12 protein-coding genes and 2 pseudogenes are annotated in these 14,738 nt (G+C 47.8%); 6 read left to right on the plus strand and 8 right to left on the minus strand.

The features are described from left to right. Positions 1-53: 53 nt before the first annotated feature. From uxaB to sad, 5 genes and pseudogenes are all read right to left on the minus strand, one after another. Entirely contained in the window at positions 54-1,505 is a 1,452-nt protein-coding gene (gene uxaB, locus E0D98_RS07905; protein ID WP_050877168.1) for a tagaturonate reductase, read from the minus strand. Positions 1,506-1,731: 226 nt separating this feature from the next. Beyond that, positions 1,732-3,151 (minus strand): annotated as a pseudogene (locus E0D98_RS07910) (diguanylate cyclase). A gap of 138 nt (positions 3,152-3,289) precedes the next feature. Then, positions 3,290-3,649 carry a DUF4186 domain-containing protein gene (locus tag E0D98_RS07915; RefSeq protein ID WP_001191027.1) on the minus strand — a complete coding sequence of 120 codons (360 nt, stop codon included), beginning with the start codon at positions 3,647-3,649 and terminating at the stop codon, positions 3,290-3,292. Further along, positions 3,649-4,575, minus strand: a complete 927-nt coding sequence (glsB, locus tag E0D98_RS07920) for a glutaminase B (RefSeq protein WP_000257409.1) — start codon at positions 4,573-4,575, stop codon at positions 3,649-3,651. Before glsB ends, E0D98_RS07915 begins: the two co-directional genes overlap by 1 nt. A 63-nt stretch (positions 4,576-4,638) precedes the next feature. Then, the gene (gene sad, locus E0D98_RS07925) at positions 4,639-6,027 is read right to left on the minus strand and encodes a succinate-semialdehyde dehydrogenase (RefSeq protein WP_001296740.1); all 1,389 of its coding nucleotides are present in this window, start codon (positions 6,025-6,027) and stop codon (positions 4,639-4,641) included. Positions 6,028-6,127: 100 nt separating this feature from the next. Between sad and E0D98_RS07930 the strand changes: the two genes are divergently transcribed. The 3 genes from E0D98_RS07930 (at position 6,128) to ydeA (ending at position 9,542) form a co-directional block, all read left to right on the plus strand. Further along, complete coding sequence (locus tag E0D98_RS07930) at positions 6,128-7,009, plus strand: LysR family transcriptional regulator (protein ID WP_000366462.1); 882 nt, start codon at positions 6,128-6,130, stop codon at positions 7,007-7,009. A gap of 77 nt (positions 7,010-7,086) precedes the next feature. Next, positions 7,087-8,202, plus strand: a complete 1,116-nt coding sequence (yneK, locus tag E0D98_RS07935; protein WP_000258608.1) for a putative protein YneK — start codon at positions 7,087-7,089, stop codon at positions 8,200-8,202. Between the two features lie 149 nt (positions 8,203-8,351). Continuing rightward, positions 8,352-9,542 (plus strand): L-arabinose MFS transporter, encoded by a 1,191-nt coding sequence (ydeA, locus tag E0D98_RS07940; RefSeq protein WP_000210799.1) that lies wholly within the window; start codon positions 8,352-8,354, stop codon positions 9,540-9,542. Between the two features lie 24 nt (positions 9,543-9,566). Here the strand turns inward: ydeA and marC are convergent, their stop codons facing one another. Further along, a complete protein-coding gene (gene marC, locus E0D98_RS07945) occupies positions 9,567-10,232 on the minus strand; it encodes an NAAT family transporter MarC (protein ID WP_000885033.1) in 666 nt (221 codons plus the stop codon). A gap of 211 nt (positions 10,233-10,443) precedes the next feature. On the opposite strand from marC, the gene marR reads away from it, so the two are divergent. Genes marR through marB form a run of 3 tightly spaced genes read left to right on the plus strand, consistent with a single transcriptional unit; the run spans position 10,444 to position 11,531 of the window. Then, positions 10,444-10,878 (plus strand): multiple antibiotic resistance transcriptional regulator MarR, encoded by a 435-nt coding sequence (gene marR, locus E0D98_RS07950; protein ID WP_000843419.1) that lies wholly within the window; start codon positions 10,444-10,446, stop codon positions 10,876-10,878. 19 nt (positions 10,879-10,897) lie between these two features. After that, the gene (gene marA / locus E0D98_RS07955) at positions 10,898-11,281 is read left to right on the plus strand and encodes an MDR efflux pump AcrAB transcriptional activator MarA (RefSeq protein WP_000091199.1); all 384 of its coding nucleotides are present in this window, start codon (positions 10,898-10,900) and stop codon (positions 11,279-11,281) included. A 31-nt stretch (positions 11,282-11,312) separates the two neighbouring features. Then, positions 11,313-11,531, plus strand: a complete 219-nt coding sequence (marB, locus tag E0D98_RS07960) for a multiple antibiotic resistance protein MarB (RefSeq protein ID WP_000803659.1) — start codon at positions 11,313-11,315, stop codon at positions 11,529-11,531. A gap of 56 nt (positions 11,532-11,587) precedes the next feature. Here marB and E0D98_RS07965 read toward each other — a convergent pair. Together E0D98_RS07965 and E0D98_RS07970 are read right to left on the minus strand one after the other, a co-directional pair. After that, positions 11,588-13,026: pseudogene (locus E0D98_RS07965) on the minus strand (6-phospho-beta-glucosidase). Positions 13,027-13,050: 24 nt separating this feature from the next. Beyond that, positions 13,051-14,724: a carbohydrate porin gene (locus E0D98_RS07970; RefSeq protein ID WP_001022772.1), complete on the minus strand. Its 1,674-nt coding sequence runs from the start codon at positions 14,722-14,724 to the stop codon at positions 13,051-13,053. Positions 14,725-14,738 lie beyond the last annotated feature (14 nt).

Here is a 14,738-nt window from a genome sequence, read left to right on the forward strand (position 1 = left end):
ATATAGTGAAATAAGAAACCCGGTCGAAACCGGGTTCAGAAGTAACGGTGTTATTAGCACAACAGACGTACAGCTTCGCGCATCCCTTTTTCAAGAATCGCATCCAGGTCATTAGCAACCTGCTCGACCAGACCAGGCACTTGCGTCAGGTCCTGCTCCCAGTGGTCTTTTTCTGCCAACACAATCGCTACCAGTTCCTGGGTACCGATAACACGGTCACGATGCTGGCTCCAGAGTTGCTGATAACGTTCCAGCCAGTGTGCATCGTCCTGTACCGGATATGTTTCTCCGTTACGCTCACCACGATAGAAGGCAATCAATGCCGCTAATGCGAAAGTAAGGCGCGCCGGAAGTGTGCCTTTTGCCTTCTGCCCTGCCAGCAGCTGCGGCAGGATGCGAGTGCGGAACTTGGTCATACCGTTGAGCGCGATAGACAGCAGCTGATGCTTAATGTACGGGTTACGGAAACGCCCGGTGACTGCACTGGCGAAAGATTCCAGTTCATCACGAGGCAAATCCAGTACCGGAATAATTTCTTCGTAGATAGCTTTTTCAACGAATGCGCAAATTTCAGCATCGTTCATCGCTTCACCTACGGTATCCAGCCCTGCCTGGAACGCCACCGGCACCAGCGCGGTGTGCGCACCGTTGAGGATTGCCACTTTGCGTTCTTTGTACGGTTTAATATCGTCAACAATCAGCACGTTGAGCGGATATTTGTCCAGACGCAGTTCAGTCGCTAAGGATTTCGGCCCCTGAATCACAAACAGGTAAAAGTGTTCAGCGGTGTCGAGGAAACCATCGTGATAACCCAGTTCTTCTTCCAGTTTAGCCACTTCATCGCGCGGATAACCGGTAACGATACGGTCCACCAGCGTAGAACAGAAGCTGTTAGCCTGATCCAACCATTGAATAAATGCTTCTGGCAGTGCCCACTCTTGAGCATAGCGCAGCACCAGTTCACGCAACGCGTCGCCATTGTAGTCGATCAACTCACACGGGATGATGATCCAACCTTTATCCAGCGCACCGTTGAAATGGCTAAAACGTTCGAACAGCAGACGGGTCAGTTTTGCGGGATAGCTTACCGCTGGCGCGTCATCGAATTTATCGCCCGCATGGTAGCTGATACCCGCTTCGGTGGTGTTAGAGAAAACAAAGCGCATTTCCGGATTGTGCGCCAGTTTCAGGAATTCATCGTATTCACTGTAGACGCTGATTTCACGATTAACAGAGCGAATCAGACGCGCGTCGCTGACCGCTTCCCCCTTCTCATTCAGGCCACGGATAATGGTGGTGTACAGACCATCCTGCGTGCTCAGTGACGGCGGGAATGAAGTTTCAATCGGACGAACAACGACCACGCCAGAATTCAGATCGGTGTGCTCATTCAGGAGATCGATTTGCCAGTCAACAAAGGCGCGCAGGAAGTTACCTTCACCAAACTGAATGATACGTTCTGGATACTGTGCACCGGGAAAATCGCGACGATTTAGTGTTTTCACAATGGGTTCCCTTCTGATTAGTCATACAACCTGTTTGAATTGGTACGACAGGTTAGCAAACTTTAATACGCCGAACCCCTGTTTTGATCAACTCCTGATGATTAATGAGCAGTTTTATGAGAAAAGTGTGGCGCGGATCATGGTTTAATCGAGGAAATACGCCTTTTCCTGGATCATAAAGTGGTAGAACACGTTGCATTCAAATCGCGCGGAATGAATAAAGATGTCAGACAACTTCCTCACCGTAACGCATAGTGCTGGTACGGTTGCGCCCATCTTTCTTCGAGCGATACAGACACGTATCGGCTTCGACCATCAATTTATTAAAATCATCGGTCAGCGTTCGGTACGATGCGCGACCACTACCGACGCCAATACTTACCGTGAGATAAAGCGTTTTTTGTTGCCAGGTGAATGGTTGCAGTTCAACGCCTTTACGGATTTTTTCCGCCATTAGCAGACCATCGACAGGATTCACCGACGGCACTGCAACAGCAAATTCTTCGCCGCCCATGCGCGCCACCAGCCCCTTATCACCGACAATCTTCTGAATATGCAGGGCAAACACGCTTAACACTTTATCGCCACATTCATGTCCATAGTTATCGTTAATGCTTTTGAAATAGTCAATATCAAGCAGCATGACCGTCAGATGTTGTGTCTGTTTCAGCGATGGACTTTTCAGCGCCTCATAAAGACCGGACCGTGAGTAAACCTGAGTCAGAAAATCAAAGTCGGCTCGCAGCGCAACTTGCTTCATTAGCGAATTGATCGCTGCCACGCTAAAAGAAACCATAATTGGGCATATCGCCATCGTGGCAATACCGAGACGTGCGGAGAACATTTCCGGAATGGAGAACGGCGAACCGACCGAGATATCAATCACCGAATTTGCCACCAGTACGATTTCCACCGCACCGGTGACAAAGGTCAACAGACATGTTACCTGCGGCGTATAGCGCACTGCACACCAGATTAATGCAGGCAGCGGGAACGCCAGACTCCCCGCTCCGCCAATGACTACCGAGGCAATAACCGACACAATAAGCGCGATGGCGGGCATCATCTGTTCTGCTTTAAAGCGCGGCAGCACTCCAGGAATAGCCAACGTCAGCATACAAGGCACGATCAAAACGCCCGTTGAGAATTGCTCACTGAACCAGTCCGCAAGCAAAGGCCAGAAATCCAGACTATCAATACTGACCGAACCAATCGCCCCGACAATAGCGCATAATAATGCGGCAATCAGACAGTAATTAAATAGCCGTAAGGCACTTACTGGCTCATACTTATTTTTCCCCCAGACGCTTATCCCGCACGACCAGTAAGGCGACGGTAACAATAAACATCATATTGGAGAAATTGATAACCAGTGAAACCAGTCCCCATTCGGTGGTTATGGCATCATAAACCAGCATCGCCACATAACTGATCGCATAGTAATGCAGTCGATTAAGCCAGACATAGCGGGCAAACACCCCCGCCATTACGCCATTCAGCGGCCAGAAAAGAGAAAGTTCGTGAACCAGCCGTAACTCTGCACCAATAAAATAGAACAGCGTGGTTAGCGCAAAAATAGCGATGCTATTACGTAGCAGATGACCTTCCTGGAACAAACGGAAAGTTGAAATGGGGTGTACATGCATTAATTATCTGTCCATACAATTGCGGGTGGCAATTATCTCAACGTAATAAGTAAATTCTCATAAAGGATAGCATGTTCGCTAACAGCGGCGGCAAATAAAGGTACCCTGGGAATGCTATTTTATCGTTTTCCGCAATTCTCATGGCTGATTCATCTGTACAACCAGCCAGTGATAGATTACCGCCACGATATAACGTTGTTGTTCTTCGCTTAACGAAACACCCTGCGGAATGTTATGCCACTTAGCCAGACAACCGCGACAGCAGGTCGCGGTGGCGTGCTGAGCGATAAACACCGGATGCCCGCGCATGGGGGTTTGCTTACCGTCATTAGCCGGTAATGCCGGAGCAAGACGTTTAGCGACAAAATCCGCCGCATGTTGTTCGATGACTGGCGCGCCTTTCTCCAGGCAATACTGACGCTCTTTCATGCCCAGACGAAAGCGAGAGCGAAATTTTGAACGGGATAAACGCGCGAAGAGTGGATCGAGAGACTGCATTAATAAACCGAACGCCCTAACTGTTTCGTCAATTGTTCAAGGACGGCAATACCCGCAAGCGAGTTACCTGCATCATCCAGTTCCGGACTCCAGACAGCGATGGCCATTTCATGCGGAACAATCGCCACAATACCGCCACCAACGCCAGATTTCGCCGGTAGTCCCACCCGCCAGGCAAACTCCCCCGCGTTCTGGTACATACCACTGGTCGCCATCAGCGCGTTAATTTGCCGCGCCTGCATTGGCGTCACCACAGGTTCATCAATATGAATAGCTTTCCCCTGATTAGCCAGAAAGACAAACGTCCGGGCCAGCTCTACACAGCTCATTTTCAGAGCGCAGTAATGAAAGTAGTTTTGCAGAACGGTTGTCACGTCATGATGGAAATTGCCAAACGACTTCATCAGCCAGGCGATAGCCGCATTTCGCGCGGAATGTTCAAATTCGGAACGCGCTACCACCGTATCGTATGAAATATCAGACACACCGCTTAAGCCGCGCACGACTTCCAGCATACGTTGCCGTGGTGCGCTTAGTCGCCCTTGCAACATATCGCAGACCACCAGCGCACCGGCATTAATGAACGGATTACGCGGAATACCCTGTTCCATTTCCAGTTGCACTAAAGAATTGAACGGTGATCCAGACGGATCTTTGCCGACGCGTTGCCAGATTTCCTCTTCGGAGTAATGACGCATGGCGACAACGAGACTCAGCACTTTGGAAATAGACTGAATGGAAAAACGTTCTTGCGCGTCTCCGGCCTGAAAAAGCTGTCCGTCAACGGTACAGATAGCAATCCCCAATCGGGAACCGTCTACTGTAGCCAGCGCCGGAATATAATCCGCGACTTTACCCTGACCAATGAGCGGCCGCACTTGCCGCAAGATGTTTTCTAAAATTGCATTATCCATGGCGACTGCCACTTTCTACTCCTGGACCGCAGGTCTGAAAAGACCTGCGAGTATATCAGAGCTGAATATGTCGCGTCAGATCCGGTCTTTCCACACCGTCTGGATATTACAGAATTCGTGTAAGCCGAAATGGGAAAGCTCACGACCAAAGCCACTCTTTTTCACGCCACCAAAGGCCACTCGCGCGTCGCTGGCACAATAACCATTGATAAACACCCCACCGCATTCCAGACGTGCCGCCATCTGTCTGGCCTGTGTTTCGTCGGTGGTAAAAATGGTCGCTGAAAGGCCGAACTCACTATCATTAGCCAGTTCCAGCGCATGTTCTGCATCTTTCGCAACGGTGATTGCCGCAACAGGGCCAAACATTTCTTCCCGAAACGCGGTCATTTCTGGGGTAACATTCGCCAGAACCGTTGGCGGATAGTAGTTACCTGCCCCAGCCATCTTTTCCCCGCCCAGTAACAAACGCGCACCCTGCGCCAGGGTTTTCTCCACCTGATGATGCAGCTCATCACGTAAATCAAAACGAGCCATTGGTCCGAGAGCGTTCTCTTCATCACGGGGATCGCCCATTTTCAAGGCTGCCGCAGCTGCCACAAAACGTTCGGTAAATGCAGAAGCAATTCCCTCTTCGATAATAAAGCGTTTTGCCGCTGCACAAACCTGTCCGGTATTCTGATAACGTCCGGCTACCGCCGCTTTAACCGCCAGTTCCAGATCGGCATCGTTAAGCACAATAAATGGATCCGAACCGCCCAGTTCCAGTACGCATTTTTTCAGTGCCGCTCCAGCCTGTGCGCCAATAGCCGCTCCCGCACGAACACTTCCGGTCACCGTGACAGCAGCAATGCGCGAATCTTTAATCATTTGACTGACACCGTCGTTGTCGGCATTCAGCCAGCCATATACGCCTTGCGGGATTCCCGCATCTTTAAACACCTGGGCAATGAGCTGAGCACAGCCCATCACATTCGGCGCATGTTTAAGTAAGTAGCCGTTACCTGCAAGAATGATGGGAACCGCGCCACGCATCACCTGCCATAACGGAAAGTTCCACGGCATAATCGCCAGAATCGTCCCCAACGGTCGATACTCAATAACTGCCTGCTGATTTTCCACCAGCGTAGGTTCCGCCTTCAGCATTGCCGGACCATGTTCTGCATACCAGTCACACAAATTCGCCGATTTCGCCACTTCAGCGCGCGCCTGATTGATTGGTTTGCCCATTTCACGGGTGATCATTTGCGCCATTTCTTCGCTACGGGCGCGCAGAGCCTTACCGATACCACGCAGTTTTTCAGCACGATAATCTATATTTGTCTCGCGCCAGTCGCGAAAGCCTGCTGCCGCCAGCTGAAGTGCGTTTTCGATATCGTTAGCGCCAGCCCACGGCAGCACAGAAAGTTGTTCACCCGTGGCAGGATTTATTGAAATTGCATGAGTTGCCGGAGTAATGGTCATCGGGGTATCTCCTTTATGAGTCATGGTATGAAGATACGCAGATTTACTCTTGCTTTAAAATGAATAATATTAAGCCACTTATTCACGAATCGAGAATATTATGGATCTGACACAACTGGAGATGTTCAACGCGGTTGCCGAAGCTGGCAGCATAACCCAGGCAGCAGCAATAGTGCATCGCGTGCCGTCGAATCTCACTACCCGTCTACGCCAGCTGGAAACAGAACTGGGGGTAGATCTGTTTATTCGCGAGAATCAGCGTTTACGTCTCTCTCCTGCCGGGCATAACTTTTTACGCTATAGCCAACAAATTCTCGCGTTAGTGGATGAAGCGCGGAGCGTTGTCGCTGGCGATGAGCCGCAAGGTTTATTTTCTCTTGGTTCGCTGGAAAGCACCGCAGCAGTGCGCATTCCGGCCACGCTGGCGGAATTCAACCATCGTTATCCCAAAATTCAGTTTTCACTTTCCACCGGCCCTTCCGGCACTATGCTGGAAGGAGTGCTGGAGGGAAAACTGAATGCGGCATTTATTGATGGGCCCATTAACCATACTGCCATTGACGGGATACCGGTATACCGCGAGGAGCTGATGATCGTCACGCCACAAGGTCATGCGCCAGTAATCCGCGCCAGTCAGGTTAACGGCAGTAACATTTATGCCTTCCGCGCCAATTGTTCGTATCGTCGCCACTTCGAGAGCTGGTTTCATGCTGACGGTGCCGCTCCGGGAACTATTCACGAGATGGAGTCGTATCACGGGATGTTGGCCTGTGTGGTCGCAGGAGCAGGCATTGCGCTTATTCCACGCTCTATGCTGGAAAGTATGCCGGGGCATCACCAGGTTGAAGCGTGGCCGTTAGCTGAGCAATGGCGTTGGTTAACAACCTGGCTGGTCTGGCGTCGTGGTGCGAAAACGCTTCCGCTTGAGGCATTTATTCAACTACTGGATGTTCCTGACTCGGCAAAACAGGGTTACCAATGAGCTATTTTTGATAGTTCTTGCAGCTCAAATGCCCTATATAGTGATGTTCCGATGACTTATGACTATATGGGGCAAATATGGTTACGCCAGTAAGCATCAGCAATTACATATCTCTTCCTGATAATTTTCCCGCTCGTAATATTGCACCTCAGGTAAAAGAAGTTTTAAAGGATTTTATTGATGCACTCAGTACCATAATATGTGATGAAGAGTGGCGCACGTTTTTAAACATCAACTCAGCCACAAAAAAGATATTTAACAACCTTGATAACTTATCATATATTCAGAGGACTTCTTTTCGGGGTAACGACACACTATACAATGAAAAGGTTCAGTTTAAACTCACTTATCCCGTCAAGAATGGAAGACACAAAGAAAATATTGAATTTCAGGTAGTAATAAATTTAAGCCCTATTTATTTAGATAATTTTCGCCATGATGGAGAAATTAATATTTTTTGCGCTCCCAACCCAAAGCCTGTCACTATGGGGCGCGTATTTCAGACCGGCGTCGAGCGTGTGCTCTTTCTGTTTTTGAATGATTTTATTGAACAATTTCCAATGATCAACCCTGGCGTTCCCATCAAAAGAGCGCATACACCACATATTGAACCCCTGCCTCCGGATCACCATACCGCTGCAGATTACTTACGCCAGTTTGATTTGCTGGTCCTGAATTTTATCTCTCGCGGTAATTTTGTCATACTCCCCCGATTATGGAATAACTCTGAGGTTCACAGATGGTTCGTCAATAAAGATCCTAACTTGATCACCGCCATTCTCGACATAACGGACAGCGAATTAAAAGAGGATTTATTGCAAAGCCTGATGGATTCATTAGGTTCTAACAAACATGTACTACCCGAAGTCTGCATCTGCTTTTTATCCCTTTTAGCAGAACAAGAATCTCCTCATTTTCAGGACTTGTTTTTCTTTTTCGCCAATATGTTATTGCACTATCACCAATTTATGAATCCCAATGAAAGTGATTTGAATGGCGTGTTGATGCCAGCATCATTAAGTGATGATAAAATTATCAAACATATGGCGCGCAGGACCCTCGAACTGTTTGTAAAAAATGAAACACCGCCAAAAGTTACTCACGAAGACCTGGTGAAAAACAGGCCTCGCTCCCCTGTCAGACCACCTATACCCGCAACCTCCAAAACGCCAGACCTCCCTGAACGTCATTAAACCGTGATGTTACCGACTCTCTGACGCGGAACAGAATCAGCGTCAGAGAAACGGAAAACGCGATCCAGATCACAAATGCATTGTATTCACATCATTAACCGTTTTAAGATCATTTCATCACTTTTTCGCAACTCACCCGATAATCTGTTATGACAACAAACACTGTTTCCCGCAAAGTGGCGTGGCTACGGGTCGTTACGCTGGCAGTCGCCGCCTTCATCTTCAACACCACCGAATTTGTCCCTGTTGGCCTGCTCTCTGACATTGCGCAAAGTTTTCACATGCAAACCGCTCAGGTCGGCATTATGTTGACCATTTATGCATGGGTAGTGGCGCTAATGTCATTGCCTTTTATGTTAATGACCAGCCAGGTTGAACGGCGCAAATTACTGATCTGCCTGTTTGTGGTGTTTATTGCCAGCCATGTACTGTCGTTTTTATCGTGGAGCTTTACCGTTCTGGTGATCAGTCGCATTGGTGTGGCTTTTGCGCATGCAATTTTCTGGTCGATTACGGCGTCTCTGGCGATCCGTATGGCTCCGGCCGGGAAGCGAGCACAGGCATTGAGTTTAATTGCCACCGGTACAGCACTGGCGATGGTCTTAGGTTTACCTCTCGGGCGCATTGTGGGCCAGTATTTCGGTTGGCGAATGACCTTCTTCGCGATTGGTATTGGGGCGCTTATCACCCTTTTGTGCCTGATTAAGTTACTTCCCTTACTGCCCAGTGAGCATTCCGGTTCATTGAAAAGCCTCCCGCTATTGTTCCGCCGCCCGGCATTGATGAGCATTTATTTGTTAACTGTGGTGGTTGTCACCGCCCATTACACGGCATACAGCTATATCGAGCCTTTTGTACAAAACATTGCGGGATTCAGCGCCAACTTTGCCACGGCATTACTGTTATTACTCGGTGGTGCGGGCATTATTGGCAGCGTGATTTTCGGTAAACTGGGTAATCAGTATGCGTCTGCGTTGGTGAGTACGGCGATTGCGCTGTTGCTGGTGTGCCTGGCATTGCTGTTACCTGCGGCGAACAGTGAAATACACCTCGGGGTGCTGAGTATTTTCTGGGGGATCGCGATGATGATCATCGGGCTTGGTATGCAGGTTAAAGTGCTGGCGCTGGCACCAGATGCTACCGACGTCGCGATGGCGCTATTCTCCGGCATATTTAATATTGGAATCGGGGCGGGTGCGTTGGTAGGTAATCAGGTGAGTTTGCACTGGTCAATGTCGATGATTGGTTATGTGGGCGCGGTGCCTGCTTTTGCCGCGTTAATTTGGTCAATCATTATATTTCGCCGCTGGCCAGTGACACTCGAAGAACAGACGCAATAGTTGAAAGGCCCATTCGGGCCTTTTTTAATGGTACGTTTTAATGATTTCCAGGATGCCGTTAATAATAAACTGCACACCCATACATACCAGCAGGAATCCCATCAGACGGGAGATCGCTTCAATGCCACCCTTGCCCACCAGCCGCATAATTGCGCCGGAGCTGCGTAGGCTTCCCCACAAAATAACCGCCACCAGGAAAAAGATCAGCGGCGGCGCAACCATCAGTACCCAATCAGCGAAGGTTGAACTCTGACGCACTGTGGACGCCGAGCTAATAATCATCGCTATGGTTCCCGGACCAGCGGTACTTGGCATTGCTAGCGGCACAAAGGCAATATTGGCACTGGGTTCATCTTCCAGCTCTTCCGACTTGCTTTTCGCCTCCGGTGAATCAATCGCTTTCTGTTGCGGAAAGAGCATCCGAAAACCGATAAACGCGACGATTAAGCCGCCTGCAATTCGCAGACCGGGAATCGAAATGCCAAATGTATCCATCACCAGTTGCCCGGCGTAATACGCCACCATCATGATGGCAAATACGTACACCGAGGCCATCAACGACTGACGATTACGTTCGGCACTGTTCATGTTGCCTGCCAGGCCAAGAAATAACGCGACAGTTGTTAATGGGTTAGCTAACGGCAGTAACACCACCAGCCCCAGGCCAATTGCTTTAAACAAATCTAACATTGGTGGTTGTTATCCTGTGTATCTGGGTTATCAGCGAAAAGTATAAGGGGTAAACAAGGATAAAGTGTCACTCTTTAGCTAACCTTGCATCGCATTGACCAAAACTTGAACCGATTTAGCAAAACGTGGCATCGGTCAATTCATTTATTTGACTTATACTTGCCTGGGCAATATTATCCCCTGCAACTAATTACTTGCCAGGGCAACTAATGTGAAAAGTACCAGCGATCTGTTCAATGAAATTATTCCATTGGGTCGCTTAATCCATATGGTTAATCAGAAGAAAGATCGTCTGCTTAACGAGTATCTGTCTCCGCTGGATATTACCGCGGCACAGTTTAAGGTGCTCTGCTCTATCCGCTGCGCGGCGTGTATTACTCCGGTTGAACTGAAAAAAGTGTTGTCGGTCGACCTGGGAGCACTCACCCGTATGCTGGATCGCCTGGTCTGTAAAGGCTGGGTTGAAAGGTTGCCGAACCCGAATGATAAGCGCGGCGTACTGGTAAAACTTACCACCAGCGGCGCGGCAATATGTGAACAATGCCATCAATTAGTTGGCCAGGACCTGCACCAAGAATTAACAAAAAACCTGACGGCGGACGAAGTGGCAACACTTGAGCATTTGCTTAAGAAAGTCCTGCCGTAAACAAAAAAGAGGTATGACGATGTCCAGACGCAATACTGACGCTATTACCATTCATAGCATTTTGGACTGGATCGAGGACAACCTGGAATCGCCACTGTCACTGGAGAAAGTGTCAGAGCGTTCAGGTTACTCTAAATGGCACCTGCAACGGATGTTTAAAAAAGAAACCGGTCATTCATTAGGCCAATACATCCGCAGCCGTAAGATGACGGAAATCGCGCAAAAGCTGAAGGAAAGTAACGAGCCGATACTCTATCTGGCAGAACGATATGGCTTCGAGTCGCAACAAACTCTGACCCGAACCTTCAAAAATTACTTTGATGTTCCGCCGCATAAATACCGGATGACCAATATGCAGGGCGAATCGCGCTTTTTACATCCATTAAATCATTACAACAGCTAGTTGATAACGTGACAACGTCACTGAGGCAATCATGAAACCACTTTCATCCGCAATAGCAGCTGCGCTTATTCTCTTTTCCGCGCAGGGCGTTGCGGAACAAACCACGCAGCCAGTTGTTACTTCTTGTGCCAATGTCGTGGTTGTTCCCCCATCGCAGGAACAACCACCGTTTGATTTAAATCACATGGGTACTGGCAGTGATAAGTCGGATGCGCTCGGCGTGCCCTATTATAATCAACACGCTATGTAGTTATTGTCAGGCTCTGATCACAGAGCCTGACATCTCCGTAATATCTTCCTCAAGTCTCAAATATTTTCGCCATTGTTGGCGATGAGATCCCGATACCAGTAAAACGACGCTTTACGTATCCGTTCCAGCGTTCCCTTCCCTTCGTTGTCTTTATCGACATAAATCATTCCGTAGCGCTTTTCATTTCCCCTGTTCCGGCAGAAACCAGGTCAATGCAGCCCCACGGGGTGTAGCCAATTAAGTCAACACCATCTTCAACTACGGCTTTTTTCATTTCCCGAATATGGGAAGCAAAGTAATCAATGCGATAGTGATCGTTCACCGTGCCGTCAGCTTGTCTCTGGTCAACCGCACCAAATCCATTTTGGACAATAAACAGCGGCAACTGGAAATGATCCCAGAACCAGTTGAGTGAATAACGTAGCCCTGCCGGATCAATTTGCCATCCCCATTCGGATGTATCGATATAAGGGTTGCTGACCAAATCTCGTGGTTCAACATAATCCAGTTGCGGGTTATCGGGCGAAAATTGTGTCGTAAAAGACATGTAGTAGCTAAAGCCGATAAAGTCGACACAACCACTGGCAAGAATCGCGTTATCTTCTGGTGTGATATCGAGGTTGAATCCTTTCCTGGCAAAGTAATTCAGCATATGTTGCGGATAATATCCACGAGCATGAACATCAGTAAACCAGTAACGACGATGCATTGCTTTCGTGGCCATCATCATATCGTTGGGTGCACACGTCAGAGGATAGATGGGACACATGGCGATCATACAGCCAATGTTAAATTCAGGATTGATCGATTTTCCAGTCTGTACCGCCAGGGCACTGGCAACTAACTCGTAATGTACCGCCTGGTACATTATTTGTTCGCGCTCATTGATATCTTCCTCTGGCGAATACAAGATACCGGAATTAGTAAATGGACACAGGCTTTCGCTGAAATTCACCTGATTATTGATTTCGTTAAACGTCATCCAGTACTTTACTTTTTCTTTATAGCGCGTGAAGACCGTTGATGCGAAGCGGATAAAAAAGTCGATCAGTTTACGGTTTCGCCAGCCACCATATTTTGTCACCAGATGATAAGGCATCTCAAAATGTGAAAGCGTCACCACAGGTTCCATTCCCTGCTTAAGGCATTCATCGAACAGATCATCATAAAATTGTAAACCCTCTTCATTCGGCTCCTGTTCGTCACCTTGCGGAAAGATTCGTGTCCAGGCAATGGAAGTTCGAAAGCATTTGAATCCCATCTCGGCAAATAACTGAATATCTGTTTTATAGCGATGATAAAAATCAATTGCTTCATGATTGGGATAATTAAGCCCGTCGATAACGCCTTCTGTCACTTCACGCGGCACCCCGTGAGCGCCAGCAGTCATCACATCAGCGATGCTGATGCCTTTTCCTCCTTCATTCCAGCCACCTTCCAACTGATGCGCGGCTACCGCACCGCCCCATAAAAAACCTTTTTTAAATCCTGACATACACAACTCCTTAACTAAAATAGATTACCACCAGACTTCCGCCTGGATGCCGGCCATAAACTCGTCTTTGCTGTTCTCATTAAACTTAAAATTCGATAATTCGTTATCCAGAATATTGATATACGTTCCATAGAAGCGAATTTCTGGTCGTGAACCTAAAATGCTTTCACCCACTTTCAATGCATGCCAGAGTGTCGTTTTATAAGCCGATTCATTTAGTGTTACACCCTGCTGAGTTTTGTTCTGTTGCTTAAACCAGCCTAATTCAAGCCCCGTCTGATTCCATGTATTCCAGATCCAGGCCGGTCTTATTACAGTGCGAATACTGTCAAAATCACTATGAGCACCACTTTCATAACTATAAACATCTTCGCCGTGAGAATAGACAAGCGCGTTAGCCATAATAATATTGTCAGTAAGATACATCTCGCCCTGAGAGATTAAACGCCAGGCGATCCCATTGGTATGATCACCATAGTAATAGCGACCATGCGCCATCGTATTACTGGCATCTGAGAAACTGGCAAAACTGCTGGCATAGGAATTATTGGCAACCTGTAACGTAAATTCATTAAACGTATCGCGTTGCAGGTTTTGCCGTAAAACAGAAGTCAGCATCCAGCTATCTTTCATTTCAAAATAACTGTTGTCATTTTCGTTATCTTGTTGTTGATCCGTTTTATTAGGTGCGGAATATTTAGCCATTAATGATAATGTCGCATCATCCCATAACGGGATATTGCGATAACGAACATCCACAGAATTGGTATTCATCTGGCTGGTACGCGAAAAATCACGAGAGTAAACATCGACATCATCACGGCTTAAGGACATATCAAACAGCCCTACACCAAGTGCCCAGTTTTCAATCCCCACACCCGCGGCGACATCCGTGGTTAAGGTTTTCCAGTCCAGCATCTGGATCTCATATTGCGGGAGTTTATGTTTGCCGACCCAGAAGTCTGCCTCTGGTGCGAAGGGTAAAAAACCTCGCGTTGTCAGGTAAATATCGCTGAACTGCATGATATTTTCATTGGCACTGTCACCAAACCAGGCATCGTTATACTGCTCACCCACGTTGCCATCATAGGTAACGACCGCATTTGCCGTTTTACCGTCCTGATTATAAACACGCTGATTTAAGGTCAGGTCAAACCAACCGCTCATCTCATTACCAAAACGTCCCAGAGAACCCGCTGCATAAGTTTGTGGTGAGCCGTGATTACCAGTACCCCAGCCTGAGCGGAAGTACCCCTGATAGCTGAACCCAATATCATCCTTTATATATTTACTGATATCTTTCAGGGTCACGCTTTCGATAGTGGTTTTGTCGCCTTTACTTTCAATAACGGCAACTTGCTGCGATCCATTTATAGTATGCGCTGCGGTAAACGAGTTCTGTTCACCGTTTTCATTTTTGATGTTATCAGCGACGGGAGATGTCGCTGATATTTCAGCAAGCGAGGCTGATTTATATTTGTTTTCCGTGATGCTTTTTTGTAAGGTCGAAAGTCGGGATTTATATACTCCCAGTTCATTCTGTGTTGCTTTCAGCTCTTGTTTATTTTGCGACAATTCATTTTCAAGCAATTCAAGGCGCTGCTCTATGGTTAATTTTGTTGCCATCGCGTTCAATGGAAACAATGCTGTAATAATAGAAAAAGACAAAAGGCTGACGTTAAGCGTCTTTATATTCATGACTTATCCTTAAG

Source organism: Escherichia sp. KCJ4928, assembly GCF_004352695.1.
GTDB lineage: Bacteria > Pseudomonadota > Gammaproteobacteria > Enterobacterales > Enterobacteriaceae > ECMA0423.

What these genes read in the sequence shown, in the direction of transcription:
- E0D98_RS07915 (WP_001191027.1), bottom strand. Translation starts at nt 3,649, where the DNA reads ATGCAGTCTCTCGATCCACTCTTCGCGCGTTTATCCCGTTCAAAATTT.
- sad (WP_001296740.1), bottom strand. Translation starts at nt 6,027, where the DNA reads ATGACCATTACTCCGGCAACTCATGCAATTTCAATAAATCCTGCCACG.
- E0D98_RS07930 (WP_000366462.1), top strand. Translation starts at nt 6,128, where the DNA reads ATGGATCTGACACAACTGGAGATGTTCAACGCGGTTGCCGAAGCTGGC.
- yneK (WP_000258608.1), top strand. Translation starts at nt 7,087, where the DNA reads ATGGTTACGCCAGTAAGCATCAGCAATTACATATCTCTTCCTGATAAT.
- ydeA (WP_000210799.1), top strand. Translation starts at nt 8,352, where the DNA reads ATGACAACAAACACTGTTTCCCGCAAAGTGGCGTGGCTACGGGTCGTT.
- marC (WP_000885033.1), bottom strand. Translation starts at nt 10,232, where the DNA reads ATGTTAGATTTGTTTAAAGCAATTGGCCTGGGGCTGGTGGTGTTACTG.
- marA (WP_000091199.1), top strand. Translation starts at nt 10,898, where the DNA reads ATGTCCAGACGCAATACTGACGCTATTACCATTCATAGCATTTTGGAC.
- marB (WP_000803659.1), top strand. Translation starts at nt 11,313, where the DNA reads ATGAAACCACTTTCATCCGCAATAGCAGCTGCGCTTATTCTCTTTTCC.
- E0D98_RS07970 (WP_001022772.1), bottom strand. Translation starts at nt 14,724, where the DNA reads ATGAATATAAAGACGCTTAACGTCAGCCTTTTGTCTTTTTCTATTATT.